We start from the raw sequence: 24,533 nt of genomic DNA, 5'->3' as shown, positions 1-24,533 counted from the left end.
GACAGCAATAAAAATGGAGTAATAGACCCAAGCACAGAGATCATTGAAGAAAACAACTATTATCCATTTGGGTTAAAACATAGTGGTTATAACAATTTAGCAGGCAATCCGAAGTATCAGTACAAGTACAACGGCAAGGAGCTTCAAGAGACCGGGATGTATGATTACGGCGCAAGATTCTATATGCCTGATATTGGACGATGGGGTGTCGTAGATCCGCTGGCGGAGAAGATGACAAGACACAGTCCTTATAATTATGCTTTTAATAATCCTTTAAGATGGATTGATCCTGATGGTCGTGGTCCGACTGATATTATTATTACTGGAAATGCAGCTTCAGTTGAAAAATATAAACAAGAAGTTAGTTATGCTACAGGTGGACTCTATACTGTAAATATAGATTCTTCAGGTAAGGTTAGTTTAGCTGAAACTGGTCTAAAATATTTAGGAATATCGATGACCACTGAGCAACAAGCATTTTATGATGAATACTCTAGTGTTGTAAATAGTAGTAATGTTGTGAAACAAGAAGTTGTTGAAAATGATGCTAATGTAGTAGTAGATGATTGGTTTACAAATAAAATTGACATTGCAGATATTTCAGAATTTGATAAGGCTGGAAAAGGAGGAGCCTCAAGTGCTGGTGCTCTCATTCATTCAACCGTTGAACAAAATGAAAAAGCGGCATTAGGATTAAAATCTGGAGATGCTGGAAAAACTATTAAAGATGCTGCTGGAAATATTACTGATTATGTCGATTATAAATCTTCTCATGATACGGCTAAAATAGCAGAAAATAAAGTAAATGGAAATACGAGAATTGAAAGTGCAACTGGAGGTGCAGATACTTTTATTGAAAAAAATAAATCAACAACATCGCAGCAGATTACTCAAAATTCAACAGGAGGAATAACTATTACAAAAACAAATACCCCATAACATTTTATGAAATTAACTTTGTATAATTTATTATTATTTTTTCTATTTTCATGTGTTGTTAAGAATAATAATGTAAAATCTCAAAACAAAAATCTTAATTGCAATGAAAACAAAATTTTTAAAAAAGAATTTTATAGAAATATAAATATCATTGATAGTTTAATATATAAAAAGCAAGATGAACACTTTAAAAAATCTTTATTATTTATATCTAAATACTCTCATGTTTCTTTTGAAAGTATGGCAAATTATGCGAGAATTTATCCAGGAGGTATTTATAAAGAAGATAGAATTAGATGGATAGAATGGTATGAAAGAAATAAATGTAATGATATACAATTTAAAAAGTAAGACCCCGCTCTCGCAGGGCTACCTCTAATAGCTTTCAATTTTAGTTTTATCTATTAAAATTCCATTTTAATAGATAAAACTCTGTTTTGCAGTAAGTTGTGATTTCTATAAAACCTAAATACCACTATACGAAATTTCGTATAGTGGTATTTTTTACTGTACTTTCTAAAATTTCTAAAATTAGAACAGATATTTAGCTCAAAAAAATAGATAGAAATTCTTTTTTTTTATTCTCTAAAAAATCATTGCTTTTTCTTGTATTAAGAGCAATATTTTTCACAAGAATAACTTTTGTTTTCTGCTATTCTATTTTGTTTTACTTTCTGCAAAAATGGTTTAGTTTGTTTTAACTTAGGATTTTGGTGTACTTCGTCTGGTGTATAAATCAAGTGTGCATAATGTGGTCTTCTCGTGTTTATATCTTCAATAGAAAATTTTAATTCTTCTATAAATTGGTTTTCTGATATTCCTTGTTTCAGATAATAAGTTTTCATCATTCTAAAACTACTTTCTACCATACTATTAGAAAACACCACATCTTATAAAGCGACCAATTTGGTCATATTTATTTGGTTTTCTTTTATAAAATTTTCTACGGTTTTGTTATTGTTTTCTGTTCCACCATCTACAATTAAGTTTAATTTAGGAACTAATTGGCTGGCTTTTAAATTTACTCCAAATTCTTGTTCTATGGCTCTTTTTAGGCTTTTCAGTCGTGTAGAGCCATTTAATTCTTTGGCATAATCATAAGCCAATATTTTTCTAGAAAAATTGTCTATTACCGTATAGATATAGTATTTGGTATTTTCTAATGTTTTATAGACACTTACATCCATATGCCAAATTCTATTGGTTGCTTCAGCTCTTATCGAGATTTTCTTTTCTTATTTAAAGCATTTAAATTGTTTTAATAATTAAGGCTGCCAGTTGGCAGCCTAGTTATTAAGGTTTGTATAATAAGTTGGGGCAACTGGTGCCTACCAACTCTCTTAATTCATTCCCCATTCCATCATCACAGATGAAAGGTGATTCTACGGTGCTACATTCTATTCCAGTATTTACACATGGTTGCTCAGGATTGTTTGCGTCTAGTCTGTACCCGATTACGGTTGTTTTTTCACCTTTTGTAAAACTTTGAGTGCTTAATGCTGCGCCAGTGCCTACTAATAATACCACCACTGGCATAATGAACTTTTTCATGATTTTGTAATTTTAATGTTTTACCTACTCTTTGCTCTGGTTTTCGGCTTCCCCAGTTTTGAATTGTTCTTGTAAAGATTGCGCGATTCGATACTTCACAATTTCTTGCCCAATAAGTACAAACATATGTTCTTTACTAATGAGCATTTGAGACATTTTGTTATTCCCGCGGTTTTGTAAATACCAACTGCCCCAATATTTTCTTTGATTGGTGTTGTATATATCGATTATTGTTGATTTTTTCCATTGTTTCTTATCCTCAAACTTTCCAATAAGATGAGAAGTGTTAAATAAAATCCCATTGAAAACGACACTATTTGAATTTATAATCTTTGGCGGTGCTCCCATTTTTTGATGACCATTTTCTAAGTTGATGGTTTTTATATTTGCTTTGTTGATTGTATCTATTGTTTTTAGATGCTCAGTTTTTTGTAAATGAAAATCTGCTTTGAGAATATTGTTATGGTAATAAAATATATAATACAAGTTTTTTTCATCTGCGATAAGTTGCCCATCTGCTTCAAATATGTTTTTTTGGTTTGTTGAAATTATATTTTCAGATAGATTCAATCTTGTTTTTTTTTGTAAATTCAATATTCCCAATACTTGTTTTTTAGTCTTGCTACTTTCTGTTCTGATGATAAATGTCGTGCTGTCAATTACTTTTAATTGATTGAAATAAGCATCTTGGTAGCTTATCACTTTGGCAGTAGATTGACCAATTTTGCCTCTATAAATAATGGGAACAGTACCGTCATATAAATAAAAATAAGGAGATTTTATTATGATTCTGAGTGATTTAAAAATTAGATTGTTGTTTTCTAATTTAATTGAATGTTTTCTCATCTTTTTTAAATCTTGATCTATTGAAATTAAAGTAAGTGGCGAAGTTTTATTCCCCAAGTAGACTTCATTTTGATGTATTCCAGCAAAATAATAGGAGTTCACGCCTAAATCCATGGTTTTTTCTTCTATTAAAGGATGATGAGGGAATCTTCTGGTGAAATTGTTATCTTTTTTGATGATGTATTCAGAATTAAGATAGAGTATATGGAGAGTAGTTGAAGCGAGAAAAATGGTTAGTGATGTGAATATGAAAGTATGCTTCCAATTAACACTTAAAGATTTTTCTAAAAGATAAATTGCTATCCAAGCAAGAATAACACATATGAGATTGAATATAAGGTGTTCTGACCAATCTAATTCTTCTAGGATACCTCCACAAGAACAAGGAATGAAATCACTGAAATTAAGAATTAGGTAAATGTATACGGTAAATCCACTCATAAGAAATAAAGTGCCATAAAGTGAAAATAGTCTTGTTTTAGGTATGCATAATAGAACAGCTAAAAGCAACTCTATCGAAATTATTATATAAGATATAATCCCAGCAAATGCACTAAGCAATGGAGATTGTGCCAATTGAATTTGAAAATTTTCAAAATCTAATAGTTTACTTACAGCTGCATAAGTAAAAAGTAATGCGTGGAAATAACTACTGAAAAGAATGATATTGTTTTTGAAATTTTTCATGGTTATTAGATTTTCTAATTTTGTGGTTTTGTGTTTTTTTGCTTTTATTAAAGAATTATAGATTCTAATTTATAGTTCAAATAATTCAATTTATATTCCTTGTTTTGAAAATTATGGTTGAGAAAACTTTTGGATTATTATCCTTTCATTAAAAGTCTCCAAGAAACTTTTTTACCACAATAGTCTGGCATTTTGCTTTTTTTAGATATTACAATGGTTGTTTTAAAAAAGCCCATACTCTCCCAAAGTCCACTTTCAGGACATGGAGCGCCAGTTTTGCAGATTAATTGGGAAGGAGTAGGGCTAGTCATTTTATTTTTTTAAGGTGCGGTTCTCCAATCTTGACGGTCTTTTACTGGAGGATCTTTTTTTTCATCTTCTAAACTTTGATTAGATTGTACCACTATACTGTCTGCCTCTGCCATGTTTTGAATGTTTATTCTATTTTTAGTAGTTAATTCTGTTGTGGTAAAATTGTTTTCTATTTCATCATTTGTTCTGCAGCTCACTACAGTTAAACTAACAAAAAAGATGGGGATAATGATTAAATACTTTTTCATGATTTTTAAATTTTTAAGGTTATCCCGGCCAGGTGTTTATTTTTTGAATTCCATCCAAAATTATAAGGCTATTGGCCCTAGAAAAAGTCAACTGTGTCTCAATTTAAAAATGATGACGTCCTAATTTTTAAATTAGGACGGGGCGTATTGTAATGCAATTTCTTTATTAATGGTGTTTTGATAAGTTTTCACTAAAATTGTTATTGAATTTTTAATTGTATTGTAAAATTTGTAGGATTTTGCTTAATTTTAGTCTAATGAACAGATTTATTTCTATACATTCCAAGAATTTTATCATCCCCTTTTTACTTATTTTCGTAAGTAATCACATTTTTTTTGGACAAACGATTAAAAATGATTCTTATGAAGCGATAAGAATGAAATATGAAACATTTGGAAAAAATGATGATAAAGCCATGCCTCATGTTCGGAAATTCATTCAAAAAGCTAAACATGAAAATCAATTTCCAAAATTAGTTTTAGGATATCAAGATGCAATCTATTTTGAACCTAATAAGTATTTGAAATTAAAATATGCAGATAGTGCCATAGCTGCTGCTTATAAAACTCAAAATCAGGATTTAATCACCTCTGCTTATCTAGGTAAAGGCATCATATATTATTCTAATTTTAGACAATATATGCCTGCTTTAAATGAATACCTTAAAGCGCATAGCTATGTGAAAAATTCTAACAATGAATATCTTCATTATAAAGTGGTTTATCACTTAGGGGTGGTAAAGAGTTATCTGGGATATTATCAAGAAGCAATTAATCACTTTAATGATTGTATTTATTATTTTGAAACAAAATCAAAATCTAAATTACATCCTAATGAAATTTATAACCACAAAAAAGGATATTTAAATAGTTTACATCAGGCTAATGTGTGCTACAGAAATTTATTGAATCATAAAAAATCTGATAGCCTAATTGAAGTAGGTTTAAAAAACTCTGCACATGACAATGATTTTGTATTGGAGCATAATTACTTCCTAAAATCTAAAGGTGTATCTCTTTATTTTAAAAAACAATATCCAAAAGCATTGCTATATTTGAATCATTCTTTAGAAGCATTTAAAAAGGTAGATGACTTTTCTTGGGTTTCTGTTAATTATTTCTTTCAAGGAAAATCATTGGTTTCAATGAATCAAATGCCAGATGCTATTGAAAAGTTTGAAAAAGTGGATTCTATTTTTAATCAACATCAATTTATTCTACCAGAACTAAGAAATAATTATGAGGTTTTAATAGATTACTATAAAAAACGTAGGAATACAGAAAAGCAATTGTATTATATGAAGCAACTATTAAAGGCTGATAGTATCATAAGCAAAGACTTTTCTTATTTGTCTCCTAAAATTCATAAAGAATATGATACCAAATCTTTGGTCGAGGAAAAAAAGAAATTAGAGGAAGGACTACATAAAAGGTCTATTTTGGTTATTGCTCTTGTATCAGTTTCTTCTGTGATTGGTATTCTTTATGTTATAAGATATAGGAGAGATAGAATTGTCCAATCAAAATATAAGTTGTTAGAAAAAAAGTATAAAGAAGCGTTATCTAATTTAGATAATGTTTCTAATGTTGGAAATAAGTATACTTCAGAAAAGATTTCTGGAGAGTATGAAAATCAAAGGAAATTGGGAATTAACAAAGAAATAGAACTTGAAATTTTAAGAAAGCTTGACATTTTTGAAAAAAATATTGGCTATATCAAAAAAGGCCTTACCTTGAAAACTTTAGCTACTCAATTTGAAACCAATACTTATTATCTCTCCTGGGTTATTAATGAAAATAAAAAGATGAATTTCAATAAATATCTAAGTGATTTGAGAATTAATTACATAACAAACCAACTTTTTACTCATAAAAAATATCTTAATTATACCATAGAGGCATTAGCCGAAGAATGTGGAATTGCCTCAAGACAAAATTTTTCTGACTTGTTCTATGAAATCAATGGATTAAGACCAACTGATTTTATAAAACAAAGAATTCAGGAAATGAAAAACACATAAAAAGTCTGTTTTTTAATGGTTGGTGTATCTCAAATTAATTTTACTTCGTATTTTTCTGTTAAAAAACATGGAGACAAAATTATTATTAAAGAAAATTGACAAACTAACCAATGAATTAGAAGTGCAACTTTCCAAATTTGAAGAAACTATTATCGAACGAACTATTCTTTGTGAACACGCTCTTATCGAAATTGATGATTGTATTCGAAAAGTAAAAGAGATGATAGTTTCTCATCAATTTAACGAAATGGCTCTAGAAATTTATTTCTTTAAAAAACTAAAGCCTCATCTGATTTCTAAATTTATATACTATTCTAAAATTTTGGACATTGAGTCTAATAAACCTAAAGCTGGATTAAAAGCTGAAAAAAAATATTATGAATCTACTTTGGGCCTATTAAAGAAATTTCATCAACAAAATGCAGATTTTTACAATTATTATAGAAGGAATGCAACGTATCTGGACCATCAATATTTTGTGCGTTATCGTCAGGATTTAAAAGGCAGATATCATATTCTGCTCCATAATTTTGATGAGCATTTCACGACTTTAAAGGATGATTTGGTTGCACAAATTATTGCCAATGATTTATTTGAGAAATATCTCCTAAATGCTATTTATAGTATTGGTGATAATATTGTTTTAGAAAATAAAAATAAAAGTAATTTGCAGTGGACTTCCACGAAAGTAAATCTTGTAGAACTAATATACGCTTTACACCATACGAATTGCTTTAATGGAGGCAATATAGAACTAAGCGAGGTGATAAGACATGCCGAAAAATCACTTCAAATCAATCTCAGCGGATTTCATAAAACGATAGGTGAAATCAAAATTAGGAAAAAAGAAAGGGCAAGGTTTTTACAACTTTTACTGGATAATTTAAATCAAATATTTTTGGACACTGATGAATAAAGTGTCCTTTTTTGTGTAAATTTTTTCGGTACTTTTTCGGTAGTACCGAAATTATATGATTGTTATTGTTAAAATTTGTAGAAAATTATTTTCAAATATGAATGTAAGCTTAATTACCAAAGAAGACCTTCAAGAATTCAAAAATGAACTGATTGAAGAAATAAAAGATTTATTAGATAATAAATCTACAGAACAAAAAAGATGGCTGAAATCTAATGAAGTGAAAGAAATACTTAATATTTCATCAGGGACACTTCAGAATCTCAGAATTAATGGAACTCTGAGATATTCAAAAGTAGGAGGGACCTTATATTACAACTATAAGGATATTGAAAAATTGTTAAGTAATAAGTGATTTTTTTCTACATTTTTAATTTTTAATCATTTCTAATGTATTACAATAAACATCTTACTGCCTTATTTGAAAGAATTCTTAAGGAAGAATCAATAAGGCCTACTCACATTTGTCTGTATTTTTCTCTATTCCAATTGTGGAATTTTAATAGGTATAAAAACCCTATTTCAATTTCCAGAGAAGAACTAATGAGGATTAGTAAAATCAATTCATTTGCTACTTATCATAAATGTCTTAAAGAATTACATCAACTAGGATTTATATTTTATGAACCTTCATATAACCCATTTAAAGGAAGTTGTGTGACCATGTATGGTGTAGAAGAGTTAGTTAAACCTATTTCTAAAAATGATTTTCCCCAATAATCTTCTAAAGATGAATGATATAGACCCAAAAACTCCTTTGTGGAAGCTAACAGTAGAAGAATTTTTAGAAATTTCTAAAAAGGTAATTCAATCTGATAAATATGAATATGGTTTAAAAGGGATAGCAAAAATATTTGGATGTTCGGTCTCAAAAGCATCTGAAATCAAATCTTCAGGTATTTTGGATGATGCAATCATACAAAGAGGAAATATCATCATTATTGATAAACAAAAGGCTTTAAAACTTTTTGCAAAAAAATAGTATGTATTATCTGGAACTTATACAAAAATTTTGGGAATTCAATCGAAAAATGCAACTCGGTTCTTCAACTATCGTTTTGTATCTGTACTTGTTAAAATTAGCAAATGATAAAAATGCTTATACCATTATTATTTCTGATGTGATAATGAGTAATAGACTTGGTTTAACACGAAAAACTGTAAAATCTTGTAAAGAGAAACTCCGAAATTTAGGATTGATACAATATGAAACTAAAAGTGGATGTCCATGTTTTTATAGAATATTGGTAGATTATACAGATAATATTGCAGAGTCTATGGTATCTGGAAATATTGAAACAATAAATGCTATGAATATGGATATAATTGAAAAAGATGATGTTTTCTTAGAGGCTCCTGATTTTTCAACAGTTTTGAAGATGGATGAAAAGATTGTGGAAATAAATGATGAAAAAAATGTTAATGAAAGTTTGACGCAAAATAGAATTCCTACTTTAAAAGAGTTTATTGATTATGCTCATACAATTGAGGGGTATGAAGAAACATTAGATTTAATGGTTAAGGAAAAATATTTCCTTTGGTCTGCTAATAATTGGAAAAATGTTTCAAATAGGCCTATCTCTAATTGGAGACTTTCTCTAAAAAATTCTTTACCATATATGAAAGATAAAGACCAAAAAATAGAAGTTTTTTTAGAGCCTATACCTTCTATTAAACCGCCAAAACCTTCTTTAGATTAATTTTCGTTTCCTAATGACTTACGAATTATAAAACATGAATTAAAATATCGGATTTAAAAAATGGTCATTAAGTTACGATCAATGGAGTTATTTCTGAATAATTACGTGTGCAATAAGTAAAATTTTCAAGTTTTTGAATGACGAGAAAAGAGTATTTAAAAGGTTAGAAAGTCTATTCTAAAGTACTATAACTTTAATATAAAAAAATAACATTATGAACTTAAAAAATGAATTATTGTTTTTTATTAATGTAATTGGTGTATTTTATTCATGAGAATTTAAATTATAATGAATTTATTTTATGGTGTTTCCAGAAAATGAACATAAGTTGGTTCGTAAAATTTTTGAAGATAAAAATGATAAAATTCCTGACAAAATTCGTTTTGGGAATCAATTTGTTGATGATTTTATTTTTGAAGATCATCAGGCGGCCAATATTCCAATCAATGCTCTTAGAGTTATTTTCAATATTATTACTATTATCAGTAATGAACAGTTTAGACCAGAAGATCGTCCCAAACAACTTACTCTATTTGATGAAGAGTTTGAAACTGAAAATAATATATTCGCTTCAATCTCTATTCGTAATCATAAAATTTCACCTAGTGGTTCTACTAAGCAAGTGGTAGATGCTTATGAGTACCTTACAAAATTTAAAATGGGGTGGTATAAATCTCAGAATTCAAAGGGAAAGGAAATTAAAACTTTTGGCGGACTGATTTCTACACCATCTTATGATAAAAGAGGGTATACAACTTTTTTAATTAGCAGCTATTGGCTTAAAAAATTATTGGTAATCCCAGAATACAATTACGTGCTATACAATCTGGTCTACAATATCAGAAATAATAAGCATATCATTTTTGCTATTTGGCTTTCTAAAATTCCCAAAAGTGGAACGGCAATAAAACTTTCTACTTTGAATAATAAATTTGGGGTGAATTATAAAACAGCCAATGATTTTTGCTTTAAATTTTTAAAGCCAGCTAAAATAAGTTTAAATAGATATAATACTCTCTCATTTAATTATAATTATAAGGGGGATTTAATATTTATTCATCCTTACAATACTGAACAAAATATAAACTCTTTGAATATTATGGAAAGTATAAGTGAACAATCAAAGTTAACTAAAAGAATACATTATTTTAAAACCAGATATGGTTTGCTTGAACACGAAATGGTTCAGTTTTCTTTTCAATACAGAAATATTCCTCAAACTCGTGTATTGATAGAAAAAGCTTTTCGTGAATTCATTCAATCAAATCGCTTACTTGGGAAAATCTCAACTGAATTTCAAGGAATGAATTTTCTAAATGAAATACAAAGTATTATCATAAAATTGTATCAAAATACTAAAATGGGAGAGATACTTCCAAATGGTTATCCTGTTATAATTTAAATTCTGAATTCAACTCATCCTTTTTCGGAATTCAACTCATTTAAGATTCGGAATTGGACTCATTGAAATGTAATAAATACTAAAAGTTTAGTTTTCAAGAGTCTGTTTTCGGAATTGGACTCTTCCCTCGATATAAAAGAGTTAGAAATTGTGAATAAAATGATATAATAATGAACATGCAACTTTTTGAAAAATATAATTCGGATTTAGACTCTTTCAATAAAAGGACTTTTTTCGGAATTGATGTCATTTTTATTTCGGAATAATACTCATGTGGGATTCGGTATTGCACTCATTCTAAAAACACTTTTAATATGGTGTAATTGAAGGCTATATACTATTGGTAAAAGTATATTCAAAAGAAATAAAAGTATCTTTTTTTATTTAAAAGGAAAATGAGAATAATTAATAAGCTTTAAAAAAGAAAAAAATGAATTGTGAAGAAATAAAACTTAAAATTGGAATCAGGAGGGTTTTGGAATCTTTTCACTTGTTTCCCATTAAGGAAAATCAAAAAACAGGCTCTTACTATGCAATAGATAGAGAAGAGAAAATACCTAGCCTTTCAGTAGACTATGTTAAAAATAAAGCCTTTGATTTTGGTACTGGAAAAAGTTATGATGTGATTTCTATAGTTCAGCAAATGAATCAATGTTCTGTTTCAGAAGCGATTAAATATTTGGCAAAATTTGATTTTTCTCAACAAAATGAGTTTCAATATGAAGAAATAGTGCCGCAAAAAAATTATAATATCGTTAATGTTAACGATATTAAGCATCCTGCATTAATTCAGTACTTGAAAATTAGGAAAGTATCAGAGTATAAGAATTTGGTAAAAGAAATTGAATATGAATTGAATGGGAAAAAATATTTTGGAATCGGATTTTTCAATAATTCTCAAGGAGTAGAAATCCGAAATAAATATTCAAAAATTTGTTTGGGTAAAAAGGATGTAACTATGATTAAAAATAAAATTAATGTTTCCACCGAAATTGTAATTTTTGAGGGATTTTTTGATTATTTGACTTTCAGGAAATTGGAGAAGCAAGAGATAAATAATTCTGACTATCTAATTCTCAATTCTACTGCAATGCTTTTTAAAGTTGAGAAAATTTTGAATGAATACAATAAAATTTCACTTTTTTTGGATAATGATGCCAATGGTAAATCAGTTTCACTAAAAATACAAGGTCAATTTAAAAATGTGGAAGATTGCTCTTTTCTATACAGAGATTTTAAGGATTTGAATGAGTGGTTTTGTAAACAAGTATTATAAATTACCAAATTTCACAACGGCCTCTTCAATATCTTCTTTGATGAATTCCCAATATTTTCCCTTAAGACATATTGGGTCAAAATCTTCGTCAGCAAGACTGAAATCAGTAAAATTCTTCAAAATCAATTCTCTTTCGTGACTATACGGATAACGCTGTTGGTGAAGCTCTAGCATTTTGTCAATATTGTAGTAAGAAAGCAACTCGTGCAAGTCCCAAAAATCCTTTTTACGTCCGCCCCTTTGCACCACATCCACCTTCATCGCCATAATTTCTTCTACAGTTGCCATTCGGATATTATCTATTGTATTAATAGACTGTACAAAATCGTCTGTATAATATACATCAAATTTTACGGTATTATCTTTATCGGTACCTATAAAGTAAGATTTTCCGATTGCTGGTGAAATATCTGAAAATTCATCTAAGTAAGAAAAATTAGATTTTAGAAAACTTTCAATTTTTTCAAAATCAATGCTTCCATAAGGTGCATCACTGAACAAATCAATATCAACCGAAACCCGATGTCCCAACTGCAGACTTAATGCAGTTCCGCCAACCAATCTGAAATTTTCAAAAACTGAAGAGTTCATTAAAATCTCCAAACTATTTTTTAATAAATCATTGATGGTATTGTAATAAATCATATTTTTAAGGTTATAATTTGTGTAAGTGCATCGGTTTTGTTTTTTGAGAATTAAGAACCGTTTCTACTTTTCTTTTTCCATAAAAACGTTCAATTTCTTTTTTCTCCTCCTCATTACCACGCTCAAAAATACGATTGATAACAGCTTTAGATTGCTTGTTCCAGTCTATGTTATGAATTTCTGTATCCCAAAACAAGGATTTTCTTAAAATAGAAAGATTAGGTGATAATTGTGTTTTACTTTTTTCTTTTTCAATGTCATAATAACTTTGGAGCAGCACAATCGTTCCTTCTTCTAGTTCCAGTTGTTTCTCTATTTTTAGAGCTAATGCAATAGGGATATTTCTTTTAGTTTTGGTAATGTCATTGATGATTTGAGGATATTCACCAATTGCCAATGAAAACGGACGTTTTTTTAGAGACCGTTTTTGTAATTCACGTTCCAGAATAATACCTGGATGAATGCCTTTATATTTCAACCATTTCAAATTCATTTTACAAATATAAACAATTTTGTTTATATTTTTTAATCTCTGAAATTTGTAAAACGATTTCTTATTAATTTTTTTAACTTATTCATTGTCAAATATCATTGTATAATTACTTCCGACTGTGGTTAGGCTTTTACATTTGCAAATGTAGGACAGCATCATTCACTCAAAAAATCTTTTTGGGTTTCTACAAAAATTTTTTCCACAAGTTCCAATAATTTTTCCAGACACTCCTAAATCCTTCGGACAAAAAGATTTCAAGCCTGATTCAAAACTTGTATGCAATTACGGGAATTGAATCGGGTTTTGTTTGCCTGATGCTTTCCTATAATCATCGGCAAAGAATAAGCCGAAACCTCAGTTGTACGAATCAATTCAATAGCAGTCGCTCTTTAACATCATTAGAAAAATCAAAAAAACAACGAATAATACTGTTTTCAAAACTTAAATAAAAAAAGAAAAATGCCGAGTGTCCTCGATACCAAATCAATTCACTCGAAAACTTCAACCCAAAGCAGAAAAAAATCAACTAAAAATTAACAAGTTAAATCGAAACATTATGAACACTATCGTAGGTAGAATTACTCAAAACGCAAAAATCAACACTCTGAAAAATGACAAAAAAGTTGTGAACTTTTCAGTAGCCATTAATGACAGTTACAAAACCAAACAAGGCGAACGTAAAGAACAAACCATTTATTACAATTGCTCTTATTGGATAAATGCCAAAATAGTTGAATATCTTATCAAAGGAACTTTAGTGGAATTATCAGGCAGGATAAGCAGTAGTGCTTGGATAGGAAAAGATGGAGAAATAAAATCTGGACTGAATTTCCATATTTCAAACATCAAATTGCACGGTGGAAGACAAAAATCTGAACTCAATAATGAGCCTATAGTAAGCCCACAAAATGACAATAGCAATCCTTTTACGGAAGAAACAGATGACGATTTACCATTTTAACTCAACTTCAAAAAATTATGGAAGCACAATACAATTTTCAGTTAAGACACCGAAACGATAAAAGAGAATGGGAAGAAATAGAGGTTTATTACCAAACCTATTGCGACAGAACCACAGAAATACGCTATGCTAGAAATCTTTCCAAAATATTCAATTCTGAAATCCGATTGACAGAGGGAAAAGAACCCTTCAAAACAAGCGGCACATACATTTACGAACAAACAGAACCTTTAAAAATTAGAAATTATGGCAAACTGGTGTAGCAATTCGGTTGCTTTTGAGGGCAACGAAGCCACTCTAGAACAAGTGAAATTAGAGTTTATAAAAATGAAAAGGCTAGGAGATAAAGAAAACTGTGGACAACTTCCCAAATTTATTTTGGATAAAAATAGAGGCTATTTTTTTGATATTTTATTGGAAGATGGCGGTTGCATTTTCAATTATCAAACAAGATGGTCACCCAACACCGAAATTTTATTACAGATAGCCGAACACTTTAAAGTAGACTTCATTTACAATTACGAAGAAATAGGTAATCAAATCTATGGTGTTGCAATCTATTCAAACAACGAACTCACGGAAATTTGTTTAGAAGAGGAAGACTTTGAACAATATCATTATCACGAAGAAACAGATACTTACTCTTTTGAGGAAGAAAACTACGAAAGTGATTATGAAATTTTAGAAATCTTATTGAAAAGGAAAATTAAAAATAAGCAAAGTCAAATTTTAGTATGATGAAAAAAACAGCAAAAATTACAAACTATATATTATGAAAATCAAAGACTTGAATGGGTGTACTATTGAAATTATTAATCTCAATGAAGCAATTCAAATAACAAGAAGATACAAACAATACGAACACGAAAACAAAGGTTTTTCAGAATTAGACACAAAACTCAATCAATATTGGACGGATATGTTTGAAAAACTACTTAAAATAAAATCTCAAAAAATAAAAAAAACAAAAAATAAAATTATGCAAACCAATTTTTTCAGACAACTCGCCAATATGAACCTTACAGGCGATTTGCAAATCACACTTAGACCAACAACAGATAATAGTTTTGTCCTTTCCGTATTGCTCAATAACGAGCAATGCGGAGATGGAGCAAGAAAACTTATTCCACCTTTAAATCTTCGAGGTACAGCAGAAGAACTAGACAACGGATTTTTTGAAAGTATTTCTACTCCATTACAAACTGCATCTGGATTAATGGTGGATATGGAAAATTTCATGAAACAATTCGAAGAAGCCAAAAAGAAATCTGCAATGGAAAAGGAAAAACAAGACAAGGAGAAAAAGGAAAAGGAAGCCAAAGAAAAAAAATATAATGACGCCTTACAAAAAGCCGAAGAATTAGAAAAAGAGGGCAAATACAAAGAAGCGTGGTCGGCACTTCCAAGAATTTCTGAGTTTCCCGACTTTGCCGATACAATCCGCAAAAAGCAGGATGAATACGAAAGACATTTTGCTCCAAGTCTTTTTACTGAAAATCAAACAACTGAAATCTAACTAAATACATCAAAATATGTTACTCGCAACCCAATTAGAAAGAGTTTTTATACTCAAAGATAACGGACAGGATGTAAAATTGACCGACCCCGAACCAAAATGGAGTGTAGAAGCTGTAATGAATTTTTACGCCAATACTTATCCAATTCTAACCACCGCCAAAGTTTCCGCACCACAAATCAAAGATGATACTGTACAGTACAAATTTGAAAGTGTAATGGGAACGAAAGGATAAAATTAGTTGATGGTTGATAGTAGTTGGTTGATAGAATTACAAACTATATACTGACAACTATCAACCAACAACTGACAACCAAAAAACATCATTTATCAATTATCATTCATCATCTATGAAATATGCAATCAAAAATTATATCGGGAAAAATAAAAACACCCGAAAAACAAAAGCAAAAACAACTGCACCAACAATTAGGAGAATTTGCAGAGTGGATGAAACAGGACAAGAACGCTTCGGAAATTCTGAAAGACCAACGAAAATCAGTTCCGATAAATCAATTACCAATGGTTTTCTAAAATGTACTTTTCTTCCAAAATTAAAGGAAAATGATGTTCAGAAATTGGCATCAGACGAACAAAATTTAATTCAAATTCAAAGGGAAAATGCCAAAGTAGAAAGTGATTTTTATCAATCCCTTTCTCAAATGGGGGAACATTATGGATTAAATCCAATGGCAACAAGACATTTTGGTTATCCTTACAATATTGCTTTGGCTTTAGATGATATTCAGAAACAACTGAAAAATAAAGTAAGAGATTGGGAAGAAATCCTAGTGATAGAAGAAAAAGGAAAAACCTATTTCACAAGTGAAGAACGCTACAATACAGGAGCAACTTTGTATTATATTCCAATAGTTCCGTTATATCGATTATCTAAAAATTCAAAACGGAAACAAGCCGTACAACTTTTACAATCCGTTTGTTCTTATCTATATCATATTGCTAAAATCCCTTATTACCGAAAACAAGATAGTTACTTATTTTGGATGTACGAAATGGTAGTAGAATGGATTACTTCTGATGATGAAAACGAAGAAAAGCAGATTCATTTATCAGAAATCAAACAAGCGGAACATATCGGCGATTTTATGGAGAAAAAGATTTACAATCAGTATAATCTAGACCAATTTAACGACCATTTAAAAAACTTTAAAGCCAAAGACGGTTTTGACAATGATTGTTTTATGCTGACGAGAAAAATATTTTCTCTTAATAAGCAATTTCCAAATGCTAGCATTTACCAAAATCTACAATCTTGTATGGAAACAGAAGAATATGAAAGTGATACTATCGTATCAATGGATAAATACGTTTCTTTTTGTGCCGAAGCAAACGGATTACTATTCCAAACACTTTTTGAAACAGTAAATTCTGAGCTTCAAGAATACACCACAATGCAAGAACCTATGGTTATTAAAAAATTTGATGGTGACAATATTTCAAACAACAACCTAGATTTTGAAAACCGATTATTTCCCTTGATTGAAGAACTCATTTACATTTTGAACAACTTTTAAATAAATTGAAGATGAAAGATATTACCCAAGATTTTGGAACACTCTACCACCCAACAACAGCTTTGGTATTTTATCAAACTAATGAAAGAAACAAAGATACTTATGTAGAATATTTTGATATGGATAAAAACGGAAATCCTATCAATGCGCATCCTTTAAGTGAGAATGAAGCAAATATATTAGCAAAATCACTTACCACAAAAACTCAAAAAGAAAAAAATCAAGATTTTCTAAAGCCAAATGGAATTTTATCAACCCGCATTCTGCAAATCAATCCAAATGCTGAGAATGGAAGTGCGATTTGGTACACTAAATCAATGAAACGACAACTCTATTTTACTGAAAATTTAGAAATACCAAACGGAATGGCAGAAGTTCCTGCAATGTTGTGGTTGGCAAACAAACGTAGTCTTAAGATTTTTGCACTTTCAAGTAATCGAAGACCAACAGAGAAAACAGAACTTTTTTATGCACCGTTTTTTAATGTTTATGAAAATGGAAATGTTTGTATGGGAACGGTGGATGTAAATATTCAAAACTCAAATTCTATAGAAGAATTTATAAAAAAGTGGGAAGATTATTTTTTTAATTCTTATTTCAGCCATTTGATGAATGAAAACAATCCCATCAACGGAAATTGTGTAAGCCTTTGGAAAAGCCTTATCAATAATGATAAACCATTTCCAAAGGAAGCCTTAAAAAATGCAAACGCAACTTTAATAAATCTACTAAAATGAACACAGAAATTACCAAAAATCAAGAAAACAAAATCAAAGTCCATTTCACAGACAATACTCTAATTAATCCTACCAATCCCGTTACTGTTAATTTAATTGGAGCAGGTGGAACAGGTTCGCAGGTTTTAATTGCATTGGCAAGAATGAACCACGCTTTAACGGAACTCAATCACGCTGGTTTATCTGTGAGATTATGGGATGATGATGTGATTACCGAAGCCAATCTAGGAAGACAATTTTTTGCAGAATGTGAATTGGGATTGTCTAAGTCTGTAGCATTAATCAACAGAGCCAACCGATTTTTTGGAACGAATTGGAAAGCCGAAACTCAAAAATTTGAGAAAAATGATTTGGGAAAATTCAAAAGTAATATGAAATCAGAAATTTATATTTCTTGTGTGGATAGTGTAAAATCTCGTTTTGACATTGCAGAAATTTTAAATGAATTGAAGATAGACAAAGGGTATTATAGAAACCAATGCAAATACTGGATAGATTTTGGGAACAGTCAATTTACAGGACAAGTTTTGCTTTCTACCATCGGAAATATCAAACAACCAAACTCTGAAAAGTATGAGCCAGTTGAAAATCTTCCTTTTATTACCGAAGAATTTGGTGAACTTTTAAAGAATTCGGAAGTGGAAGATAATACACCGAGTTGCAGTTTGGCAGAAGCATTAGAAAAGCAGGATTTGTTTATTAATTCTACTTTAGCACAAATGGGAAGTTCTTTACTTTGGAACTTATTTCGCAATGGATTGACTGAAAACAGAGGCTTTTTTCTTAATCTGAAAAGTTTTCAATCTCAGCCCATAAAACTGTAAAAGTTGTCCAATGCAAATTTGGGCGGCAAAAATGCAATTCCTCACTTTGGACGGAAGCGCATTTTTGCAAAAAAAGGAGCAACCACATTTCAAAAACATTGCAAGGCTTTGGCATCGATTTTTTGAAAAGAGGTTGTTACTACAGTAAGAATGTTTTCAAAATAATATTTTATTTTTTCTATTTCCTATATACTTCACATAAAATTTAGTGGTATACATCTTATTGGAGGAGGTTAGAAATTGATGAATTCTCAATATCATAATTAGTACACATTGATACATTTTACTACTCTTACATACTAAAATGGCGAATATTTATTTGATAAAAACATCCAAAAAACACTAAAAAATATAAATCACAGCCGTTATTTTGCAAAAAGCAACAAGAAATTTATAAAAATCTATATAAACATAATGTTTTCGATAGTCGAATTTAGACTTTAATCAATTTTCTATTTTACAAAATAACGTCACTGAAATTCAATAAGATAAGAAATATTAGTATTCATTTCTATTCAATTATTTTTATTAATAAAAGTCACTTTTATGTTTAGTTATGATAAAAGTCATTTCTTTAATGTGTTGCAATATGGTTAAGATTACTCTAATTTTATGCAAGACAATTAGCCAGAAAACACATTGACAAACATTACTTTTTTTAAGTATTAAAGATTAATAATTAAACGTGAGAATTTTTAAATCAAATTCAAATTTCTAAACCGATTTCAATTAAATTTTAGATTTCTCTAGTTTTCCAAATAAAAAACAATTTCTATGAAACACCTCTACATGAGCCTACTTGCTTTGGTAGGAAGTCTTGCGTATTCACAAGAAGTAGAAGTCCGTTGGCAAAAAGACCTTAAGTCTTCTTCTCAGGATTTTCTAAGCCAGCTCACAACTACCATAGATGGGCAACACCTTCTTTCAGGCAGTACCATCCAAAGTCCAAAACCATCAACAAGCGACGGACAAACAGCAAGTGCCCAAAACAGCGGCTACGATTTTCACTTAGTAAAACTCAACCAACAAGGACAAATTGTTTGGGATAAATACTTTGGAGGAAACAACCACGATTTTTTAACCGCCACCACCTCTACCCAAGAAGGCGGTTTTCTATTGGCAGGAACCACTTATTCCTCAGAAGGGCAACAGAAAAAAGGAAAGCAAAAAGGAGGTTCAGATATTTGGGTCATCAAAGTAGATGAAAATGGCGAAGAACAATGGCAAAAGACATTAGGCACTTCGGTAGATGAAGAAGCCAAATCTGTAATTCAAACCACAGATCTAGGTTATTTTATTGCAGGCAACGCCCAAATCAAACAAAACGAAAGTTCAGATGGATTTGGCTCGAAAGATGTTTGGTTGGTTAAATTAGACAAAAAGGGAAAAGTGATTAATCAACTATACATAGGAGGCAAAGGCTTGGAAGAAGTAGAGAAAATCATTCCCACCAAAGATGGCGGAGCGTTGGTTGGCATTTATTCCAGAAGTGGAGAAATGAAAGACTATTTCATTCCACAAAAAACAGATAAAAACAATCTTGCCTCAAATACAACATCAAGCACAGAAAATTTTTCATCACAAGAAAAAATTCAAGAAAAAGACCAAGAAGTACTAGAGCTAGAACAAATTGAAGCCACTTATCAACCCAAAACCACAGAGAACTATGGAGAAGGAGATTTTTGGGTAGTCAAACTAAGCAAAGAAGGCAAGGTAGAATGGCAAAAGAACTATGGAGGTAGTGGTGATGATCATATAAGAACCTTAGCCAATACCGATACAGGCTATATCGTAGCAGGAGAAAGCAGAAGTGGAAATTCAGGAAATAAGAAATCCAACACCAAAGAAGGAACAGACTTATGGGTCATCTCCATAGATGAAAACGGCAATGAATTGTGGCAAAAAGGATACAACTTCAAAAACCGAGATGTCTTGATGAGCTTAAATACAATAAGCGGAAAGTCACAAGAAGGAAACTGGAAAACCAAAGGCTTTTTATTAGGAGGCTATACCCAGGCAGAAGGCAAAGCGCAGAAAGAAGATGAAACGTTTTGGATGCTCTATATAGACAACAAAGGCGAAGAAGTTTTTAGGAAATATGTAGAAGGCAAAGAGAAGAAACAAGAAGAACGATTGGTAGATGCACAGTTGAACAATGATGGTACTTACATATTAGCAGGAACAAGTGCAGAAGAACTAGGCAAAGAGAACTGGAAAGTAGTAAAACTTGGAGACAAGCAACTAGAACAGTTAATAGAAAAGCAAGACATGAGAATCTACCCCAATCCAGTGGAAGATTATTGCTATGTAGAAATAGGAGTAGAATTTAAAGAAGCCACGATCAGCGTCTATGATATGACAGGCAAATTAGCCTACCAAACCAAAACCAAGAACAGCGTTACTAAAATCAATACAGCCAACCTACCACAAGGTATGTTCGTAGTAACCGCTAAAACAGAAAACAAATCAATAACCAATAAAATTGTGAAGAAATGATGAGAAAGATATTGAGTTTAATAATAGTAACTACTATTATATTTATTCATGGACAACAGGATATGAATAAAGTTGTTCCTCCATCTCCAGAAGCTGCTCAAATAGCAAAATATATAGAAACTCCTGTAGCATTAACCAATGGCATACCAGACATTAGCATACCACTTTTTAATGTAAGTGAAACAGACTTTAATATTCCTGTGGTTTTAAATTATCATGCAGGAGGAATAAAGGTTGAAGAAATTGCTTCTAATGTAGGCTTAGGCTGGTCAGTAAACATAGGAGGGAAAATTTCTAGAATAACCAGAGATAGACCAGATGATCAAACAAACAAAGGATTTATATATAATAATATGATGCAATCCACAAATTTAAGACATGATATAATAGAAAATCACTTAGATACGGAAGCAGATTTGTTTACATTTAGTTTTTTGAATTATTCAGGATCATTTGCATATAATCAGGTTCAAGGAAAGTTTATTCAAATGCCTTTGTCAGATATTAAAATAAATCCAATCTATTCAAATAGTTTAATAGTCGCTTTTAAGATTGTTACCCCAGATGGATATGAATATTATTTTGGGAAAAATAAAGTAGGTACAATAAGTGCAGTAGATAATTATACGGATAGTGTTACGATGAAAGTCAATAAAGTTGGCAGCATATCTGAGGGAAATACGAATACTTACATTAATACATGGCATTTACTAGAAATTTATAGTCCAAAAGGAAATACGATAAGTTTTACTTATGAAAATACATTTCCTTCTGAACAATTGATGAGATCAAGCCAATCAATTAGCTATAGCTCTGGAGCTGAAGGGCAGTATGTAAATGATAATATACCTACTACAATCTACAGTTTACAAAATGGAAATAGTACTACACTGAAAAAAATTAATTTGAAGAAAGGAAGTTTAGAAATTATATACAGTACTGTAAACAGAGAAGATTTAAAATATGCAAAAAGCATTCAAGAAATAAGATTAAATAATTCAGCCACAGATTATCTTGCTTATAAGTTTAATTATTCTTATTTTACCTCAAGTCCAGAAATCAACAATTTAATTAATTCATATGGAGATCACTATACCAAAAGGTTAAAGCTAGACTTCCTAACCTATAATAGCTACAGACAAGGTACTTTAAAAGAAATTAATAAATATAGTTTTCAATATAGTAATGTACAATTGCCTAACCGATTTTCATATGCTCAAGATTATTGGGGGTATTATAATGGGGCAAATAACAATAGTTTACTTCCTGATTATGAGTTAGGAGTAAATGTTGTAATTAGGCCAAATAGCGGAGGAGCTAACCGAGCTGTTAATCCTTTTACAGCTGAAGCAGGAACCCTAAAAAAAATATATTATCCAACTGGCGGTTATACAGAATTTATTTACGAAAGTAATAAAGCAAGCAGTATAGGGTTTATAGGAGAAAATAGACCTTTTAATCTAAGAAATACTCTAGAAAATCAAAATTTGACACTATCAAAAGCTAATACTAATTACGTGTCTGATTTAAATGGAAATCGTTATGAAAAGCCATTTACATTGAATAGTGTTGTTGGTGAAACTTCGGTAAATATAAGCTTGCTAGGATGTCCGCAAGGAAATTTAAATAGCTTTGAATGTCAATATATTTTTAAAATTATAGGTACAGACATTAATAATAACCCTGTTAATTATACATTAAATACAGGTGATACTAATTTAAATTTAAAGTCTGGAACTTACAAAGTTATTGCAGAAGCCATAGAAGAAGGTACTAGTACAGATTTTTCTATTGTATTAAATTCTTATTTTGATCCTACACCATACGAAATGAATGTAGGAGGACTAAGAATTAAAGAAATAAAAACCATTGATAACAACTCTCAACCCTTATCAAAAAAGTATTTTTATAATAGTGATAATCAGGTGAGTGGTTATCCCAATGTTTACTCTTCTTCAGGTGTATTACCTACGGCCCCTATTTTATTGACAGATGCAAAGATTAATGCAGTATTGTATTACAAAGTTATGTCTCAAAGCAATTATCCTACAATTACGATAGGTAAAAATGAGCTTCATTATGGCAAGGTAGTAGAATTGGAAGGTGATAAAATTAAAACCGAGTATTACTTTGATACAGTTGGTGATTTATTTAGTAATTTAATTAATTTTTACGAAGATAATTGTTTCATGACAAATGGAAGTGGAGGAGTAATAAATGGTCCCAACATTGACATAGGGTTTACAGATTTATTCAAAAACAGAAAAGAGCCATTGTTTACTGATAGAAGAGGAAAATTAATTAAAAAGTTAGAGTATAAAAACACTGACTTGGAAAATAATACATTTTCGCTCATAAATGAAGAAATTAATACCTATGTAGAAAAAAACAGCCAAGTTTTCAATAATTTTTCAATTAAATATGACCAGGGAGGAAGTTCAGATGATAGCCAAAATGGTAGTTGCAATTCTATTAGATTATACACTTATCCACAACAAACTAACTATTTAGTATTGTCTAAAAAGGAAACCAAGAATTATCTTAATGGTTCTACATTGTTAACAACAAGTAATTACTACTATGATAATTCATTACATTCTCAATTAACAAGAGAGGAAGTTATTTTTCCAAATGGTACAACAATTAAAAAGCAGTTCAACTACGCCCTTGAAAAAAGCAATCAGTATTTAATAGACAAAAATATGGTTGGCATTCCGTTACAGACTACGACAACAAAAAATAATGTAAGCATCTCCAATGTAGAAACCAAATATCCAACTTCTCAAACAGAAGCTAATACAAAAACTAATGGTTTTGCACTACCCTATGAAGTGTTAGGACAAGACCTTCAAACTTCTACTTTATGGAACAAGGAACTTGTTTATTCAAAATATGATAATTTAGGAAATATTTTAGAATATAAGATTAATGATATAACACCAGTAACTATTATTTGGGGCTATAACCAGACTCAGCTTATAGCCAAGATAGAAGGGATAACTTACAATTCGTTGATGGCACTTTCAGGTGTTAGCACCTTGATAAATGATGCTATTAGCAAGTCTAATTTAGATGTAGACGCTACTACAGAACAAACCTTGCTTACAGCATTAATCAGTCTAAGGAGCAATAGCAATCTGAGTGGATACAACATTACCACTTATACTTACGATCCTTTAATAGGCGTAACTAGCATTACTTCTCCAAACGGAATGAGAGAAATCTATAAATACGACAACGCCAATAGATTACAATCTGTAGTAGATATGAATGGTAAAATTTTAAAAGAATATCAATACAATTACAAACAATAAAAACAATAACAATGAAAAAGATATTAACTATATTATTGGGAGTATTGTTTGTAGGATTATCCGCACAAACCACTCCGCCAACAGGAGCAAGTACCACAGAAAACTATGTATATA

The 24,533-nt window shown here is 30.3% G+C and carries 28 protein-coding genes; 20 read left to right on the top strand and 8 right to left on the bottom strand.

What is annotated here, in order from left to right; genetic code table 11:
- Positions 1-939 (top strand): RHS repeat-associated core domain-containing protein (locus IEW40_RS14215; RefSeq protein WP_229663466.1); only part of this gene is annotated, 939 nt, incomplete at its 5' end.
- Between the two features lie 6 nt (positions 940-945).
- Complete coding sequence (locus tag IEW40_RS14050) at positions 946-1,290, top strand: hypothetical protein (protein ID WP_188618755.1); 345 nt, start codon at positions 946-948, stop codon at positions 1,288-1,290.
- A gap of 260 nt (positions 1,291-1,550) precedes the next feature.
- Here IEW40_RS14050 and IEW40_RS14045 read toward each other — a convergent pair whose 3' ends face one another.
- The 6 genes from IEW40_RS14045 to IEW40_RS14020 all read right to left on the bottom strand — a co-directional run bounded on the left by IEW40_RS14045 (position 1,551) and on the right by IEW40_RS14020 (position 4,583).
- Positions 1,551-1,787 (bottom strand): hypothetical protein, encoded by a 237-nt coding sequence (locus IEW40_RS14045; protein WP_188618754.1) that lies wholly within the window; start codon positions 1,785-1,787, stop codon positions 1,551-1,553.
- A gap of 42 nt (positions 1,788-1,829) precedes the next feature.
- Positions 1,830-2,135: an integrase catalytic domain-containing protein gene (locus IEW40_RS14040; RefSeq protein WP_262891269.1), complete on the bottom strand. Its 306-nt coding sequence runs from the start codon at positions 2,133-2,135 to the stop codon at positions 1,830-1,832.
- A 97-nt stretch (positions 2,136-2,232) separates the two neighbouring features.
- Positions 2,233-2,490 carry a DUF6520 family protein gene (locus IEW40_RS14035; RefSeq protein ID WP_188618752.1) on the bottom strand — a complete coding sequence of 86 codons (258 nt, stop codon included), beginning with the start codon at positions 2,488-2,490 and terminating at the stop codon, positions 2,233-2,235.
- A gap of 24 nt (positions 2,491-2,514) precedes the next feature.
- Positions 2,515-4,023, bottom strand: coding sequence for a MauE/DoxX family redox-associated membrane protein (locus tag IEW40_RS14030; RefSeq protein ID WP_188618751.1), 1,509 nt, complete (start codon positions 4,021-4,023; stop codon positions 2,515-2,517).
- Positions 4,024-4,160: 137 nt separating this feature from the next.
- A complete protein-coding gene (locus IEW40_RS14025; protein ID WP_188618750.1) occupies positions 4,161-4,334 on the bottom strand; it encodes a hypothetical protein in 174 nt (57 codons plus the stop codon).
- A 9-nt stretch (positions 4,335-4,343) separates the two neighbouring features.
- Positions 4,344-4,583, bottom strand: coding sequence for a hypothetical protein (locus tag IEW40_RS14020; RefSeq protein ID WP_188618749.1), 240 nt, complete (start codon positions 4,581-4,583; stop codon positions 4,344-4,346).
- A 257-nt stretch (positions 4,584-4,840) separates the two neighbouring features.
- Between IEW40_RS14020 and IEW40_RS14015 the strand changes: the two genes are divergently transcribed.
- From IEW40_RS14015 to IEW40_RS13980, 8 genes are all read left to right on the top strand, one after another.
- Positions 4,841-6,604, top strand: coding sequence for a helix-turn-helix domain-containing protein (locus tag IEW40_RS14015; RefSeq protein WP_188618748.1), 1,764 nt, complete (start codon positions 4,841-4,843; stop codon positions 6,602-6,604).
- A 67-nt stretch (positions 6,605-6,671) separates the two neighbouring features.
- Positions 6,672-7,520, top strand: a complete 849-nt coding sequence (locus IEW40_RS14010; protein WP_188618747.1) for an RteC domain-containing protein — start codon at positions 6,672-6,674, stop codon at positions 7,518-7,520.
- A gap of 97 nt (positions 7,521-7,617) precedes the next feature.
- Positions 7,618-7,875, top strand: coding sequence for a helix-turn-helix domain-containing protein (locus tag IEW40_RS14005; RefSeq protein WP_188618746.1), 258 nt, complete (start codon positions 7,618-7,620; stop codon positions 7,873-7,875).
- Positions 7,876-7,910: 35 nt separating this feature from the next.
- Entirely contained in the window at positions 7,911-8,240 is a 330-nt protein-coding gene (locus IEW40_RS14000) for a hypothetical protein (protein WP_188618745.1), read from the top strand.
- Between the two features lie 10 nt (positions 8,241-8,250).
- On the top strand, positions 8,251-8,502 hold the full coding sequence (locus IEW40_RS13995; RefSeq protein WP_188618757.1) for a DUF3853 family protein: 252 nt from the start codon (positions 8,251-8,253) through the stop codon (positions 8,500-8,502).
- 49 nt (positions 8,503-8,551) lie between these two features.
- Positions 8,552-9,220, top strand: coding sequence for a hypothetical protein (locus IEW40_RS13990; protein ID WP_188618744.1), 669 nt, complete (start codon positions 8,552-8,554; stop codon positions 9,218-9,220).
- 301 nt (positions 9,221-9,521) lie between these two features.
- On the top strand, positions 9,522-10,622 hold the full coding sequence (locus IEW40_RS13985; protein ID WP_188618743.1) for a hypothetical protein: 1,101 nt from the start codon (positions 9,522-9,524) through the stop codon (positions 10,620-10,622).
- A gap of 430 nt (positions 10,623-11,052) precedes the next feature.
- Positions 11,053-11,898 carry a DUF8464 domain-containing protein gene (locus tag IEW40_RS13980; protein WP_188618742.1) on the top strand — a complete coding sequence of 282 codons (846 nt, stop codon included), beginning with the start codon at positions 11,053-11,055 and terminating at the stop codon, positions 11,896-11,898.
- On the opposite strand, the gene IEW40_RS13975 is transcribed toward IEW40_RS13980, so the two are convergent.
- Positions 11,893-12,543 carry a nucleotidyl transferase AbiEii/AbiGii toxin family protein gene (locus tag IEW40_RS13975; protein ID WP_188618741.1) on the bottom strand — a complete coding sequence of 217 codons (651 nt, stop codon included), beginning with the start codon at positions 12,541-12,543 and terminating at the stop codon, positions 11,893-11,895. The genes IEW40_RS13980 and IEW40_RS13975 overlap by 6 nt on opposite strands.
- Before the next feature lie 10 nt (positions 12,544-12,553).
- On the bottom strand, positions 12,554-13,036 hold the full coding sequence (locus IEW40_RS13970; protein ID WP_188618740.1) for a helix-turn-helix transcriptional regulator: 483 nt from the start codon (positions 13,034-13,036) through the stop codon (positions 12,554-12,556).
- A gap of 556 nt (positions 13,037-13,592) precedes the next feature.
- On the opposite strand from IEW40_RS13970, the gene IEW40_RS13965 reads away from it, so the two are divergent.
- The 10 genes from IEW40_RS13965 (at position 13,593) to IEW40_RS13920 (ending at position 24,419) form a co-directional block, all read left to right on the top strand.
- Positions 13,593-13,997: a single-stranded DNA-binding protein gene (locus IEW40_RS13965; protein WP_188618739.1), complete on the top strand. Its 405-nt coding sequence runs from the start codon at positions 13,593-13,595 to the stop codon at positions 13,995-13,997.
- 17 nt (positions 13,998-14,014) lie between these two features.
- Complete coding sequence (locus IEW40_RS13960; protein ID WP_188618738.1) at positions 14,015-14,260, top strand: addiction module toxin RelE; 246 nt, start codon at positions 14,015-14,017, stop codon at positions 14,258-14,260.
- On the top strand, positions 14,244-14,735 hold the full coding sequence (locus IEW40_RS13955) for a DUF1281 family ferredoxin-like fold protein (RefSeq protein WP_188618737.1): 492 nt from the start codon (positions 14,244-14,246) through the stop codon (positions 14,733-14,735). The genes IEW40_RS13960 and IEW40_RS13955 overlap by 17 nt, the downstream gene beginning before the upstream one ends.
- 34 nt (positions 14,736-14,769) lie before the next feature.
- Positions 14,770-15,513 (top strand): PRTRC system protein E, encoded by a 744-nt coding sequence (locus tag IEW40_RS13950; RefSeq protein ID WP_229663465.1) that lies wholly within the window; start codon positions 14,770-14,772, stop codon positions 15,511-15,513.
- Positions 15,514-15,529: 16 nt separating this feature from the next.
- Complete coding sequence (locus IEW40_RS13945) at positions 15,530-15,748, top strand: PRTRC system protein C (protein ID WP_188618736.1); 219 nt, start codon at positions 15,530-15,532, stop codon at positions 15,746-15,748.
- Positions 15,749-15,863: 115 nt separating this feature from the next.
- Complete coding sequence (locus IEW40_RS13940) at positions 15,864-17,048, top strand: hypothetical protein (protein ID WP_188618735.1); 1,185 nt, start codon at positions 15,864-15,866, stop codon at positions 17,046-17,048.
- A gap of 11 nt (positions 17,049-17,059) precedes the next feature.
- The gene (locus IEW40_RS13935) at positions 17,060-17,785 is read left to right on the top strand and encodes a PRTRC system protein B (protein ID WP_188618734.1); all 726 of its coding nucleotides are present in this window, start codon (positions 17,060-17,062) and stop codon (positions 17,783-17,785) included.
- On the top strand, positions 17,782-18,609 hold the full coding sequence (locus IEW40_RS13930; RefSeq protein ID WP_188618733.1) for a PRTRC system ThiF family protein: 828 nt from the start codon (positions 17,782-17,784) through the stop codon (positions 18,607-18,609). Before IEW40_RS13935 ends, IEW40_RS13930 begins: the two co-directional genes overlap by 4 nt.
- A gap of 774 nt (positions 18,610-19,383) precedes the next feature.
- Positions 19,384-21,105 carry a T9SS type A sorting domain-containing protein gene (locus IEW40_RS13925; protein WP_188618732.1) on the top strand — a complete coding sequence of 574 codons (1,722 nt, stop codon included), beginning with the start codon at positions 19,384-19,386 and terminating at the stop codon, positions 21,103-21,105.
- Positions 21,102-24,419, top strand: coding sequence for a hypothetical protein (locus IEW40_RS13920; protein WP_188618731.1), 3,318 nt, complete (start codon positions 21,102-21,104; stop codon positions 24,417-24,419). The genes IEW40_RS13925 and IEW40_RS13920 overlap by 4 nt, the downstream gene beginning before the upstream one ends.
- Positions 24,420-24,533 lie beyond the last annotated feature (114 nt).

Origin of the sequence: Cloacibacterium rupense, from assembly GCF_014645495.1 — a bacterium.
GTDB classification, from domain to species: domain Bacteria; phylum Bacteroidota; class Bacteroidia; order Flavobacteriales; family Weeksellaceae; genus Cloacibacterium; species Cloacibacterium rupense.
The sequence above is the reverse complement of the archived record's forward strand: the minus strand, read 5'-3'. Positions and strand labels throughout refer to the sequence as shown.